This is a genomic window from Halomonas sp. ND22Bw (assembly GCF_003011945.1).
In the GTDB taxonomy this organism is placed as follows: domain Bacteria; phylum Pseudomonadota; class Gammaproteobacteria; order Pseudomonadales; family Halomonadaceae; genus Halomonas; species Halomonas halophila.
On record NZ_PXWD01000007.1, the window covers coordinates 25,059 to 37,836 of the forward strand.

Annotated in this window: 10 protein-coding genes; 4 read left to right on the forward strand and 6 right to left on the reverse strand. The window is 69.5% G+C overall.

Annotated features, from left to right (window positions below; genetic code table 11):
• Positions 1–41: 41 nt before the first annotated feature.
• The gene (nosP, locus tag CVH10_RS10335; RefSeq protein WP_035594901.1) at positions 42–1,211 is read left to right on the forward strand and encodes a nitric oxide-sensing protein NosP; all 1,170 of its coding nucleotides are present in this window, start codon (positions 42–44) and stop codon (positions 1,209–1,211) included.
• Entirely contained in the window at positions 1,195–2,544 is a 1,350-nt protein-coding gene (locus CVH10_RS10340; RefSeq protein WP_106488621.1) for a hybrid sensor histidine kinase/response regulator, read from the forward strand. The genes nosP and CVH10_RS10340 overlap by 17 nt, the downstream gene beginning before the upstream one ends.
• Here CVH10_RS10340 and CVH10_RS10345 read toward each other — a convergent pair.
• Positions 2,541–3,248, reverse strand: a complete 708-nt coding sequence (locus CVH10_RS10345) for a response regulator transcription factor (RefSeq protein WP_106488622.1) — start codon at positions 3,246–3,248, stop codon at positions 2,541–2,543. The genes CVH10_RS10340 and CVH10_RS10345 overlap by 4 nt on opposite strands.
• Before the next feature lie 157 nt (positions 3,249–3,405).
• Here CVH10_RS10345 and CVH10_RS10350 point away from each other — a divergent pair, with 157 nt between their 5' ends.
• Entirely contained in the window at positions 3,406–4,926 is a 1,521-nt protein-coding gene (locus tag CVH10_RS10350) for an aldehyde dehydrogenase family protein (protein ID WP_106488623.1), read from the forward strand.
• Between the two features lie 156 nt (positions 4,927–5,082).
• Positions 5,083–6,108 (forward strand): alcohol dehydrogenase AdhP, encoded by a 1,026-nt coding sequence (gene adhP / locus CVH10_RS10355; RefSeq protein WP_181244385.1) that lies wholly within the window; start codon positions 5,083–5,085, stop codon positions 6,106–6,108.
• A gap of 191 nt (positions 6,109–6,299) precedes the next feature.
• Here the strand turns inward: adhP and betT are convergent, their stop codons facing one another.
• The 5 genes from betT to CVH10_RS10380 form a co-directional block, all read right to left on the reverse strand.
• The gene (betT, locus tag CVH10_RS10360; protein ID WP_106488624.1) at positions 6,300–8,351 is read right to left on the reverse strand and encodes a choline BCCT transporter BetT; all 2,052 of its coding nucleotides are present in this window, start codon (positions 8,349–8,351) and stop codon (positions 6,300–6,302) included.
• A gap of 184 nt (positions 8,352–8,535) precedes the next feature.
• The gene (locus CVH10_RS10365) at positions 8,536–9,222 is read right to left on the reverse strand and encodes a hypothetical protein (RefSeq protein WP_052052426.1); all 687 of its coding nucleotides are present in this window, start codon (positions 9,220–9,222) and stop codon (positions 8,536–8,538) included.
• 111 nt (positions 9,223–9,333) lie between these two features.
• Positions 9,334–10,047, reverse strand: a complete 714-nt coding sequence (locus CVH10_RS10370) for a response regulator (RefSeq protein WP_046079307.1) — start codon at positions 10,045–10,047, stop codon at positions 9,334–9,336.
• A complete protein-coding gene (locus CVH10_RS10375; RefSeq protein WP_035594877.1) occupies positions 10,044–11,480 on the reverse strand; it encodes an ATP-binding protein in 1,437 nt (478 codons plus the stop codon). Before CVH10_RS10375 ends, CVH10_RS10370 begins: the two co-directional genes overlap by 4 nt.
• Positions 11,481–11,565: 85 nt before the next feature.
• The gene (locus CVH10_RS10380; protein WP_181244386.1) at positions 11,566–12,615 is read right to left on the reverse strand and encodes a LacI family DNA-binding transcriptional regulator; all 1,050 of its coding nucleotides are present in this window, start codon (positions 12,613–12,615) and stop codon (positions 11,566–11,568) included.
• Between the last annotated feature and the right edge of the window lie 163 nt (positions 12,616–12,778).

The window sequence follows — 12,778 nt, forward strand, 5'->3', positions numbered from 1 at the left end:
CGCCGCCTACACTGCGCAGATCGTCGTCTCGCGAGGTCGCCATGCCCGCTGCTTCCGCCGCTCCCGCTTCTTCCCTCCGGCCCGCTTCGCCGCGCACGGCCGCCAGCGACAGCCTCGACCCCGAACGGGCCGCCGCCGAGCTGTCCGAGGCGCTGGCCGGGCCAGCGCTCGGCTTCGTGGTGTTCTTCTGCAGCGCCGACTATCCGCTGGCGGCACTCGGCGAGGCCCTGGAGCGTGCCTTCGCCCCCGTGCCCCTGGCCGGCTGCACCACGGCCGGCGAGATCACTCCCGTGGGCTACGGCCGCGGCTGCATCGTGGCCATCGGCTTCGACCGCGACGACTTCGCTATCGCCTGCGCGCGGGTCGCCGACCTCGACGCCTTCGCGCTGCCCCAGGCGCAGCGGATGGTCGACGGCCTGCTCGCCGACTGTCGTCGCCGGGCGCCCGGCGACGACGTTCGTCCCTTCGTGCTGACCCTGCTCGATGGCCTCTCCAGCCGCGAGGAGCAGGTGCTGTCGACCCTCGAGGCCGCGCTCGGCGGCATCCCGAACTTCGGCGGCTCCGCCGGCGACGACAACCGACTGAGTCACACCTACGTCTATGCCGATGGCGGCTTCCATGATGCCTCGGCGGTGGTGGTGATGATCGCCAGCCGCCGGCCCTTCGAGGTCTTCACCACCCATCATCTGCGGCCACGCCGCGAGAAGCTGGTGGTCACCGCGGTGGACCGGGAGCGGCGGCGGGTGCTGGAGCTCAATGCCGCGCCCGCCGCCGAGGAGTATGCCCGCCTGGTGGGGCGTTCGGTCACCGAGCTCGACCCCGGGGTCTTCGCCCACCACCCGCTGGCGGTGCGCATCGGCGAGGCCCACTACGTGCGCTCGATCCAGCGGGTCGACGACGACGGCGGCCTGCGCTTCTACTGTGCGGTGGAGAACGGCATCGTGCTGACCGCCATGGAGCCGGCACCGCTTCTCGAGGAGCTTTCCGCAATGCTGGAGGGGCTGGAGCGACGCCTCGGGCCGCCGGCGCTGATCCTCGGCTGCGACTGCTTCCTGCGGCGCCTGGAGCTGGAGGCCCAGGGGCGGATGGAGGAGGCCTCGCGACGGCTGGCCGAGGCGCGGGTGGTGGGCTTCAACACCTACGGCGAGCAGCACCAGGGACGGCACATCAACCAGACCTTCACGGGGGTGGCGATTGGATCTCGGGGCTGAGCGAGCGGACATCGAGCCCGCCACCGAGCGCGAACGGGCGCTGGTAGAGGAGAACGCGCGACTGCGGCGCATCTGCGGCGCGCTGATCGAGCGGGTGGAATCCGCCGGCATGGCCGACGGTGCGCCCTACGGCGCCTTCGAACACGCCGTGCTGCTCGCCGAGCAGGTGCGCGAGCGCACCGACAGCCTGCATCGCACCCTCGAGGCGCTGGAGGAGGCCCGGGCCGAGGCCGAGGCGGCCAATCGTTCCAAGACCCGTTTCCTGGCCGCCGTGAGCCACGACCTGCTGCAGCCGCTCAACGCCGCCCGCCTGTTCGCCAGCGCCCTGGAGGACCAGGCCCTGCCCGAGGCGGCGGCGCGCCAGGTCGGCCATATCGGCCGTTCGCTCAAGGACGTCGAGGCGTTGCTCGGCACCCTGGTGGACATCTCGCGGCTGGACGCGGGCGTGCTGACGCCGGATATCGCGACCTTCCCGGTGGCCGAGCTGCTCGACGTCATCGCCGAGGAGTTCCGCCAGCTGGCCGGTGCCCGGGGACTCGACTTCCGCTACGTGCCCAGCGAGGCCGTGGTCAGCTCCGACCTGGCGCTGCTCGCCCGGGTGGTGCGCAACTTCCTGACCAACGCGGTGCGCTACACCGAGCACGGCCGGCTGCTGCTGGGCTGCCGGCGCCGCCGCGACGGGCTCGAGATCCTGGTCGGCGATACCGGGCCCGGCATCGACGAGGCCCAGCAGCAGGCGATCTTCCTCGAGTTCCGTCGCGCCGTGAGCGAGCCGGCCGAGGGCGATCGCGGCCTGGGGCTGGGGCTCGCCATCGTCGACCGCATCGCCGCCATGCTCGATCACCCGCTGCATCTGGCCTCGCGGCCGGGGCGCGGGGCGCTGTTCTCGATCCGGGTGCCCTATGGCCGGCGCGAGGAGGCGCCGACGGCGGAGGTGCCGCCGGGCCTGCACGATCTGAGCGGGGCGCGGGTCTGGGTGCTCGACGACGACCCGGCGATCCTCGAGGGCATGGCGGCGCTGCTGGAGGGCTGGGGCTGTCGGGTGCGCTGCGCGGCCACGCCGGCGGCGCTGGAGGCCGCCGGCCGGCGCGAGCGCGCCGACCTGCTGCTGGTCGACTACCAGCTGGCGCCAGGCGACCCGGACGGGCTCAGCGTGGCGGACCGGCTGCGCCGACGCCACCCCGGGCTCGGCGTGGTGGTGATCTCCGCTCATCAGGATGGCGAGCTCACGCAGCGGGCCCGGGAGCGCGGTTACGACTGCCTGCTCAAGCCGGTGAAGCCGCTGCGGCTGAGGCTGTTGATTGCCCATCGGCTGGAGGCGGGCGGCGCCTAGTCGTGCTGTGGCGTCGTGGGCGACAGGCGTGCCAGCCGGGTGGCCAGTTCACCCTGGTCGGCGGCCAGGATGGCCTGGACCCGGCTGCCGACGTTGAGCTTGCGCAGGATCGCCGAGACATGCGTCTTGACCGTGGTCTCGGCGATGTCGAGATCCCGGGCGATCACCTTGTTGGCGTCGCCCCGCACCAGGCGGGCGAGCACCTCGAGCTGCTTGTCGGTGAGGGCGTCCAGCGGCGAGGGCGCCTCCGGGGCGGGGGGCGCGGCGAACGAGGCATGATCCTCCAGCGTGGGCGAAGGCGGACGACGCATGATGTCCGGGGGCAGGTAGATCTGGCCGCTCAGCACCTGGCGCAGCGCCTCGAGCATCGCGCGGCGCGGCGTCGACTTGGGAATGTAGCCCACCGCGCCCAGGGCGATGGACTCGAGGATCAGGTTGCGTTCGCGCTCGGCGGAGACCACCACCACCGGCAGCGCCGGACAGGCCTCGCGCAGCCGCTCGAGCCCGGCCAGCCCGGCGGCATCGGGCAGCCCCAGGTCGAGCAGCAGCAGGTCGAGCTCTTCGCTCTCCTCGGCGATGCCCTTCAGGGCATCCTCGAGGCTGCCGGCCTCGAGCAGCCGGCAGTTGGGCAGGCCGGCACGGATCGCCGCGCCGATCGCCTCGCGAAACAGTGGGTGGTCGTCGGCCACCATCAGGGTGTTCATGGGGGACTCCTTGGAACGCTCGGGCGCCGGTCCGTCTTTCCCTGGGCCCTCCTACCGAAGGAGGAGGCGTTCTCCTGCCATCGCAGTATGTCCTAGACGCCGGGGCTGGCCAAGACTGGGGTGGCAGTCACATAACCACAACAGCGGGAGACACGCCATGATCTACGCCAACCCCGGAAGCCCCGAGTCCGTGGTGAGCTTCGACGCGCGCTACGGCAACTACATCGGCGGCGAGTTCGTGCCGCCGGTCAAGGGCCAGTATTTCGACAACGTCAGCCCGGTCAACGGCAAGCCGTTCTGCGAGATTCCCCGTTCCACCGCCGAGGACATCGACAAGGCGCTGGACGCCGCCCACGCCGCGGCACCGGCCTGGGGCAAGACCTCGGCCGCCGAGCGCGGCAATATCCTGCTGAGGATCGCCGACCGCATCGAGCAGAACCTCGAGCTGCTGGCCGTGGCCGAGACCTGGGACAACGGCAAGGCGGTGCGCGAGACCCTGAACGCCGACCTGCCGCTGGCGGTGGACCACTTCCGCTACTTCGCCGGCTGCATCCGCGCCCAGGAAGGCACCGCGGCGGACATCGACGCCAATACCGTGGCCTATCACTTCCACGAGCCGCTGGGCGTGGTGGGGCAGATCATTCCCTGGAACTTCCCGATCCTGATGGCGGTGTGGAAGCTGGCGCCGGCCCTGGCCGCGGGCAACTGCGTGGTGCTCAAGCCCGCCGAGCAGACCCCGGCCTCGATCCTCAAGCTGATGGAGCTGGTCGGCGACCTGCTGCCGCCGGGCGTGGTCAACGTCGTCAACGGCTACGGCGCCGAGGCCGGCCAGGCGCTGGCCACCAGCACTCGGATCGCCAAGATCGCTTTCACCGGCTCGACCCCGGTGGGCTCGCACATCCTCAAGTGCGCCGCCGAGAACATCATTCCCTCCACCGTGGAGCTGGGCGGCAAGTCGCCGAACATCTACTTCGCCGACATCATGGACGCCGAGCCCGAGTTCATCGACAAGGCCGCCGAGGGCCTGGTGCTGGCCTTCTTCAACCAGGGCGAGGTGTGCACCTGCCCGTCGCGGGCGCTGATCCAGGAAGACATCTACGACGCCTTCATGGCCAAGGTGATGAAGAAGGTCGCGACCATCACTCGCGGCAACCCGCTGGACACCGACGTCAAGGTCGGCGCCCAGGCCTCCCAGGAGCAGTTCGACAAGATCATGTCGTACATGGAGGTGGCCCGCGAGGAGGGCGCCGAGTTCCTGACCGGCGGCGACAAGGAGCACTTCGATCCGGCCTATGACAGCGGCTATTACATCCAGCCGACCCTGCTCAAGGGCCACAACAAGATGCGTGTGTTCCAGGAAGAGATCTTCGGCCCGGTGGTGGCGGTGACCACCTTCAAGGACGAGGAAGAGGCGCTGGCCATCGCCAACGACACCGAGTTCGGCCTCGGCGCCGGGGTCTGGAGCCGCGACATCAACGTCGCCTTCCGCATGGGCCGCGGCATCCAGGCCGGCCGGGTGTGGACCAACTGCTACCACCAGTATCCGGCCCACGCCGCCTTCGGCGGTTACAAGAAGTCCGGCGTCGGCCGCGAGACCCACAAGGTCGCGCTCGAGCACTACCAGCAGACCAAGAACCTGCTGGTCAGCTATGACACCAATCCCCTCGGCTTCTTCTAGGACAGACTGACGTGTCGCTGCGCCAGTGACATGGCGCCGTCATTCCCGGAAAGCCCCGACCCCGGGCATCGAACCCGGGGCATTTCCTCCCTGACGCAGCCTGCTCCGTCGCCTCCGGCGACGGGGCTCCCCTACCCGTTGTTGAGGAGAAAGCACATGGACAGCACGATGCAAGCCGCCGTGGTGCGGGCCTTCGGTGAGCCGCTGAGCCTCGAGGAGGTCGAGGTGCCGCGGCCCGGGCGCGGCGAGATCCTGGTCAAGGTGGCCGCCTCCGGCGTCTGCCACACCGATCTGCACGCCGCCCACGGCGACTGGCCGGTCAAGCCCGAGCCACCCTTCATCCCGGGGCACGAGGGCGTCGGCCACGTGGCCGCGGTGGGCGAGGGCGTGACCCATCTCAGGGAAGGCGACCGGGTCGGCGTGCCCTGGCTGTACTCCGCCTGCGGCCACTGCGAGCACTGCCTGGGCGGCTGGGAGACCCTCTGCGAATCGCAGCAGAACACCGGCTACTCGGTGAACGGCGGCTTCGCCGACTACGCCCTGGCCGATGCCGGCTACGTGGGGCGTCTGCCGGACAACGTCGACTTCCTGGAGATCGCGCCGGTGCTGTGCGCCGGGGTCACCGTCTACAAGGGCCTCAAGATGACCGACACCCGCCCCGGCCAGTGGGTGGTGATCTCGGGCATCGGCGGGCTCGGCCACATGGCGGTGCAGTACGCCCGGGCCATGGGGCTCAACGTCGCCGCGGTGGACATCGACGACGACAAGCTGGCGCTGGCCAGGCGCCTGGGCGCCAGCGTGACGGTCAACGCCCTGACCACCGATCCGGCGGCCTACCTGAAGCGCGAGATCGGCGGCGCCCACGGCGTGCTGGTCACCGCGGTCTCGCCCAAGGCCTTCGAGCAGGCCCAGGGCATGGTGCGCCGCGGCGGCACCATCTCGCTCAACGGCCTGCCGCCCGGCGACTTCCCGCTGCCGATCTTCGACACCGTGCTCAACGGCATCACCGTGCGCGGTTCCATCGTCGGCACCCGCCAGGACCTGCAGGAGGCCCTGGACTTCGCCGGCGAGGGCAAGGTCAAGGCCACCGTCCACGGCGACCGGCTGGAGAACATCAACGACGTCTTCCAGCGCATGATCGACGGCAACATCGAGGGCCGGGTGGTGCTCGACATGCAGTAGGCCGTGGGCGAGCCAGGGCCCGGCAAGCGGCAACAGAACGAGGCGGGGCACGACGCGAGTCGTGCCCCGCCTTCTTTCGATGCTCGGTCGGGCATGCCTCGGGCGTCGAGCGGGACAAGGAACCGATAGGCGGGCTGGACACGACGACGGCGACCCGAGGGTCGCCGTCGTCAGGGCACGGAGCGTCAGACTCAGGCCGGATTCAGGTCCTGGGGCGGTTCGCCCACCGAGCCCGGCATCGCCTGGACGTTGGCGTTGTCCTGACCGGCCCGGGCCAGGAAGTAGAGGTGGCGCTCGTACTCGGTGACCACGTTATGGATCACCTGGGCCCGGGTGTAGCCGTTGAGGTCCTGCTCCAGGCCACCCTCGTTGAGGTAGACGTCGAAGCGCACGTAGTAGTCGTCGTCCACCGGCAGGAAGCTCGGGGTGCGCAGGCGGTGGGCGCGGACCTGGTAGACGAAGCTGGCGGCGTCGTCGAAGTCCACCTGCAGGGTCAGCTGGCGCAGCGGCTCGCCCTCGACCTCCTCCTCGCTCACCGTGGCCGTCTGGCCGCGGCTCTCCAGTTCCTCGGCGAACTGGCGCAGGGCCGGCCGGATGGCGTGCTCGAGGGTGGCGGCGGCGCCGGCACGGTTGGAGGTGTCCAGCGCCCGGTCGAGGCGCTCGCGCCAGTCGCTGTGGGTGCCGGTGGCGCCGATCTGGCGGCGGGTGTCGGCCTTGGTGCACTCCAGCTTCAGGGCGCGGCTCATGCCGGCCATGATGGCGAAGATCACCAGCGAGAAGGGCAGGGCGGTGATCACCACCGCGCTCTGCAGCGCCGAGAGGCCGCCGGCCATCAGCAGGGCCACGGTCACCAGGCCGATGGTGGCCGACCAGAACACGCGCAGGCGGATCGGAGCGTCGTGGTTCACGTCCGACAGGATGGAGGTGAAGTTCGCCAGCACCAGGGCGCCGGAGTCGGCGGAGGTGACGAAGAACACGATGCCGAGGATGGTCACCACCGAGGCGGTGATGCCGATGTAGGGGTACTGCTCCAGGAAGGTGTAGATGGTGGTCTGGGGCGCGCTCAGCGCCTGCTCGCCGAGTTCGACGAGGCCCTGGTTGGCGACCATCTCGATGCCGCTGTTACCGAAGATCGACATCCAGGCCATCATGAAGCCGAGCGGCAGCAGCAGGGCGCCGAGGACGAACTCGCGGATGGTGCGGCCGCGGGAGATGCGAGCCAGGAACAGGCCGACGAAGGGCGTCCAGGCGATCCACCAGCCCCAGAAGAAGATGGTCCACCAGCCTTTCCACTGCTGGGCATCCTCGCCGGCGAAGGCGTAGGTGTCGAAGCTCTTGCCGACGAAGCTGCTCAGGTAGTCGCCGGCGTTGAGCACCATGGCATCGAGCAGGTGCAGGGTGTTGCCGGCGAACAGCACGAACAGCAGCAGCGCCACGGCCAGCGCCATGTTGAACTCGGACAGCCGGCGGATGCCCTTCTCGACCCCGGTGATCACGGAGATGGTGGCCAGGATCATCACCAGCACGATCAGCACCACCTGGGTGGCCAGGCTCTCGGGCACGCCGAACATGAAGGTCAGGCCGTAGTTCAGCTGCATCACGCCGATGCCGAGGCTGGTGGCGATGCCGAACACGGTGGAGATCACTGCGGTGATGTCCACGGCGTTGCCGATCGGGCCGTTGATGCGCTTGCCGAGCAGCGGGTAGAGGGCGCTGCGGATGGCCAGCGGCAGGCGATGGCGATAGCTGAAGTAGGCCAGCGCCATGCCCATCAGCACGTACATGCCCCAGCCGGACAGGCCCCAGTGAAGGAAGGTCTGCGGCACGGCGGCGCGCATGGCCGCGGCGCTCTCCGGCGCCATGTCCGGCGGCGTCAGATAGTGCGACAGCGGCTCGGCCACGCAGAAGAACAGCAGGTCGATGCCGATGCCCGCGGCGAACAGCATCGAGGCCCAGGACAGCAGCGAGAACTCGGGCCGGGCGTGGTCGGGGCCGAGTCGGATGTTGCCGACGCGGGAGCAGCCGATGGCGATCACGAAGACCAGATAGACCACGGCGGCCAGCATGTAATACCAGCCGAAGGTGTCGCTCACCCAGGCCAGGGCGGCGTCGAAAAAGGCGCCGGCCTCCTCGGTGAACGTCATGGTCAGCACCAGGAAGACCAGGATGCCTGTCACGCTGCCGTGAAAGACGGTGCGATTGATGCGATCTCGTCGCTCGGGATGGGCGGTGTAATCCGACATTCGCAAATGACTCCTGTCGCAGGGGCGACTTGTTTTTTTGAATGAACGTTCAAATAAAATACGCACATCCCCTGATGCCTGCAACAGCACGGATCGCAAGGCGAAGTATTCTTTTGCTTTCGGACACGAAAACGCCCGGCCAGTGGCCGGGCGTGGGTTGATATAACTTTATGAAATTTAAGCGTTAATCGGCGTCTTGCTCGGCCCGCTCGGGACCACCATGCGGGCCGGGCTTGCCGTGATGACCGCGCTCGCCGCGATGGCCCGGGCCGTCATGGGGCGGGCGCATGGCCTGCTCCAGCTCGGCGATCTGGGCCTCGCTCAGGAGCTCGGCCAGGGCATCATGGTGCTGGTCGCGCATCGCCTTCCAGGCCTGGCGGCGTTCGTCTCGCGAGTCGAACGACTGGGCCTTCAGCGCCTGGGCATCATCCATGAAGGCGTGGTGCAGCTCGTCCAGCGACTGGCGGGTCTCGTCGTCCAGGTCCCAGCCGTCGATCACTGCATCGACGCGGGCCTTGATCGCCTCCCGCGCCTCGGTGCGATGTTCCTGGCGGATCTGCTGGCGGGCCTCGTCGAGGGCCGCGCGCTGCTCGTCGTCGAGGATCCCGTCGATCTGCTCGCGGTAGTCCTGACGCAGTTCCCGGATGGCCTCGCGATGCGCCTGCTGGGCCTCGGCGAGCTCGTCACGGGTCTCGGCATCGATGCCGGCGCGGTCGAACAGTGCCTCGCGCTGCTCGGCGTGGAAGCCGCCCGGCTGGGGCTGTCCGTGGGGCCCACCCTGGCCGGCGCTGGCGGAGAACGCCAGCGGCGCGATGGCGGCGGCGAGCAGGGCGGGGGCGAACAGCGTGCGGGTCAGGTGCGTCTTCTTCATCTCGGGCAATCCTCTTGGCCTCGAATGGACACCTTCACTGTCGCCCCCGGGTGTGCAAGCGGTTTGCAGCCAGCGTGCAAACTTCGAGGACGCCGTCCGGCTCGTGCCCTGTCACTCCTCCGGCTGGTACTTGTAGCCGACGCCGTAGACCGAGCGGATGATCTCGCGCTCGGGCCAGATCTCGGCGATCTTCTTGCGCAGTTTCTTGATGTGGCTGTCCACGGTGCGTTCGGAGACGATGCGATGGTCGCGGTACATGTGATCCATCAGCTGCTCGCGGGAAAAGATGCGCCCGGGGGAGTGCATCATCACCCGCAGCAGCTGGAACTCCACCGCGGTCAGCCCCAGGTCGTGGCCATCGGCCAGCGCCCGCCAGCCCTCGTCGTCGAGGCTCAGCTGGGCCTCCTCCGGTGCCTCCTCCGGCGCGGTGGCGGCGCGGCTGCGACGCAGCACGGCCCGGGCTCGGGCCACCACCTCGCGGGGGCTGAACGGCTTGCAGATGTAGTCGTCGGCGCCGAGCTCCAGGCCCAGCAGGCGGTCGACCTCCTCGACCCGGGCGGTGAGCATGATGATCGCCACGCCGGGCCAGCGCTGGCGGATCTCGCGGCACAGCGTCAGGCCGTCGGTGCCGGGCAGCATGAGGTCCAGCAGCACCAGCTCGGGCAGCGCCTCGCGCTCCTCCAGCCAGGGCATCACGGCGTCGCCGTGCTCCAGGTGATGCGGCGCGAAGCCGCTGCCCGTCAGGTAGTCGGCCACCAGGCGGGCGATCTTGGGTTCGTCCTCGACGATCAGGACGGTATCGGTCGCGAGTTCCGTTGTGCTCATGCGTCTTCCTCCCTGAGCTGATGATCGGCGATGGCGGGAAAGGTCAGGGTCCAGCATAGCCCGTCGAGCGACGAGGCACTGGGCGTCATCTCGGCGCCGTGGGCACGGGCCAGGGCCATGGCGATGGAGAGGCCCAGACCGCTGCCGCCGCTGGCGCGATTGCGCGAGCCCTCGACCCGGTAGAGGCGCTCGGTGAGCCGCGGCATTTCCGCCTCCGGCACGCCGGGCGCGCTGTCTTCCCAGCACAGCCGGTAATGGTCGCCTACCGCAGTGAGCGTGACCCGCAGCCGTCCTGGCGTGTGGGTGTAGGCGCAGGTGTTGTCGAGCAGATTGGTCCACAGCTGGCGCAGGCGCTGGGTGTCGCCGCGGATCCAGGCCGGGCCGGGGATGTCGGTCTCGAGGGTGATGTCGGCATCCTTCAGCCAGGTGCCGGCCTCGTCGAGGCGATCGCCCAGGCTGGCGGCCAGGTCCAGCGGTGCCAGCTGCACCTCCAGGGCGCCGGCATCGCTCTGCGACAGCAGCCGAAGGTCGGCCACCAGGCGCTCCAGCTGCCCGACCTCCTGGCCCAGCGAGCCGAGGCTGTCGAGGTCCAGCGGACGGATGCCGTCCTGCATCGCCTCGATCTCGCCGCGCAGCACGGCCAGCGGGGTGCGCAGCTCGTGGGCGATGTCCGAGACCCAGCGGCTGCGGGCCTCGCGGCTGGCCTCCAGGGTCGCGGCCAGCACGTTGAAGTCCCGCGACAGGCTCGACAGCTCATCGCGGCCGCGTTCGGGCAGGCGGATGCTGTAGTCGCCCTCGGTGAGCCGGCGGGTGCCGAGCATCATGCCCCGGGCCCGCCGCCCCAGCCACCAGGAGAGCCCCCCCGCGAGCAGCAGCGAGGCCAGTCCCAGGGCGCCGACGATGATCGTCAGGTTGCGCTGCTGCTGGGTGAGAAAGATGCGGTCCATGCGCGCCATCAGCTGCTGTGGCGGACGATAGCCGAGGGTGCCGACCCGCTCGCCGTCGCTGACGATGGGCAGCCAGCGCAGCTCCGCGGCCTCGAGATCGTTGTCCGGCGGCAGGCCGATGACCGGCAGGCCGCCGGCGTCGTGGAGCACGAAGTCCTTGGGGTCGCCCAGGCGGCGTTCGATGCCTTCAGGTGGCGCCTCGCCGGGCCAAAGCTGGCGGCGCACGACCTGATGCCAGGCCCGCGGCGACTGGCGCAGCCACTGCCAGTCGCCGCGCCTTGCCCACTCGTCGGCGAGCCCGGTGGCCAGGGTCTCGGCACGGCGGGTCTGGGTCCGGTCCAGGTACTCGATGAAGCCCTGATCGAGGCTTCTCGACACGGCAATGAAGACCAGCCCCGAGATGGCGACGTTGACGATCAGGATGATCGCGAACAGCTTGACGCCGAGTCGGGACACGGCCGGATTCAGGGCGTGGCGAAGGGACATGACACGGGCTCTCGGCTGAACGGGCAAAGTGCCCTAGCGTAGCGCAACCGGCCATCGGGAGGATGCAATTCCGGTGCAAGTCCGCTCAGGGGCAGCTTTCGCCGACCAGCAGCTCGGTGCCGAGCAGGCGGGACGCTTCCGGCTCCAGCCCCAGCACCATGCGTGCCGCGATGCGGCCCTTCTCGACGCTGTCCTGACGCACCGTGGTCAGCCGCGGCGAGCGGTACTGGCCCTCTGCGATGCCGTCGAACCCGGTGATGCGCAGATCCTCGGGAATGCGAATGCCACGCCGTTCGGCCAGGGTCAGTACCGTCAGGGCGATGCGGTCGGACATGCACAGCAGCAGGTCGGGCCGCTCCTCGTCGGGCAGGTCGAGGATTCCCTCGATCACCGGGGTGCAGACATCGAAGGTGTTCTCCTCGATGTTCCACATCGGCAGCGTGGCGGGATCGATATCGTGCTCGGCGAAGGCCTGGAAGAAGCCGTCCAGGCGTGCGCGGGTGATGGTCTGATCCGCTGACAGCAGTGTCTGGTCGTCGCCGATGCGACCGTTGCAGGCCTGCTCGGTGAGGCGCAGGTTGATGATGCCGGCGCGACGCGGCGGACTCCTCAGCGCATGGCAGGCGATGGCATGTGCCGCGGGTGCGTTGTCCACATGGACGCTGGCCTGACCCGAGATGTCGAAGTCCACCGCCACCTGGGGGCGCTGCGACGGCAGATCGCCGAGCAGCGAGGGGCTGGGCATCAGGCCGTAGACGATGAAGCCGTCGGCGATGCTGGCCGAGCCCGGCATGCGATCGTTTGCCTGGCGCCCGGATAGCAGCAGAAGCGTGTGGCCGTGGGCGTCCAGCACCTCGGCGATGCCCGACAGCAGTTCGCTGGCCACCGCATCGTTCAGGCTGTAGGTCAGGCTCTCGGCGAGCAGTACCGCGACGATCTGCGAACGGCCGGTACGCAGGCTGCGCGCCTTGGCGTCGGGGCCGCGGTAGCCCAGCTGGCGGGCCTCGGCGAGGATACGTTCGCGCAGGTCCTGGGACAGCTGGTCCGGGCGGTTGAAGGCGTTGGACACGCTGGCCGTGGATACGCCGAGGTGTTGGGCCAGCTCCTTCAGGGTGATGCGGCGTGACGAAGACACGGGATGGCTCGCTTCTCTGGCGGCGATACAGGGTCGCCTCTGAATCGATTTAGTTAGGGGCCTATCCTAGCCGCCCCTGGCGGCGATGAACAGTGACCGAGGGCCGCTTCATCGGCAGTATGCCCGCCCGTGCCGTGGCGCGGGCGGCATGGTGAGCGGCGCC